We start from the raw sequence: 792 nt of genomic DNA on the forward strand, positions 1-792 counted from the left end.
ACTCATCATAGATAGGAAGAACAAAACCAGTTACAAGGTCTGAATCGAGCTGAAGAACATCAGACTCTTGAGAAAACGCTAAGCTTTCGGGCTCAGCGTGTCGTTGCAGATAACGAGTTCGAATAGTTAGCGCCAAAGGACTATGCGAATGCAGGCTTTAGCAAATTGATTAAGGCTTCTTTTTGATCTGTGAGCGCTGCGTCGTCATATGGCTTTACCGAGTGACGCCCCCATATAGGAGCAGGCCAAGCTATGTCATTTTTGAAACGAACGACATGATGGATATGTAACTGTGAAACGACATTCCCTAAGGCCGCTATGTTTAGTTTTTCACCCTGAAAGTATTGCATCAAAGTTTTCGACAAAAACACTGATTCTGCATCAAATTGAGCACGCTGATCGTCGCTCAACTCATACAGCTCTTTCATCACATCATCGTTATCAGACATCACTCTTGGTACGAGAATGCACCAAGGGTATTGCTGATCATTCATCAGCAATACTCGACATAATGGCCAATCGACTAAAAACTCTGTGTCGCCAGCGAGGCGCTCATCCAAAATAAAGTTCACAGACTTATCCTTGCTCCTGACGCGACTGCCAAACAGCTTCCCAATCCAACGCGGATTTAACAATGACGTCTAAGTTGTCATGATCAGGAACCCATCCAAGCGTTTCTTTGATCTTGGTGTTATCTGCCATTAACGCGTCTGGATCACCTGCACGACGCTCAGTTTCCTCAACAGGGAAATCTTTACCTGATTGCGCTTTCACTACATCAATGACTTCTTT

1 protein-coding gene and 1 pseudogene are annotated in these 792 nt (G+C 44.3%); both read right to left on the reverse strand.

Annotation, left to right across the window (positions count from 1 at the left end; all coding sequences use genetic code 11):
* Positions 1-140 precede the first annotated feature (140 nt).
* Positions 141-572: an HIT domain-containing protein gene (locus A3739_RS00640; RefSeq protein ID WP_068475877.1), complete on the reverse strand. Its 432-nt coding sequence runs from the start codon at positions 570-572 to the stop codon at positions 141-143.
* A 4-nt stretch (positions 573-576) separates the two neighbouring features.
* Positions 577-792, reverse strand: a pseudogene (locus A3739_RS29085) (UDP-glucose 4-epimerase GalE); the annotation flags it as partial.

Source organism: Oleiphilus sp. HI0067, from assembly GCF_001635735.1.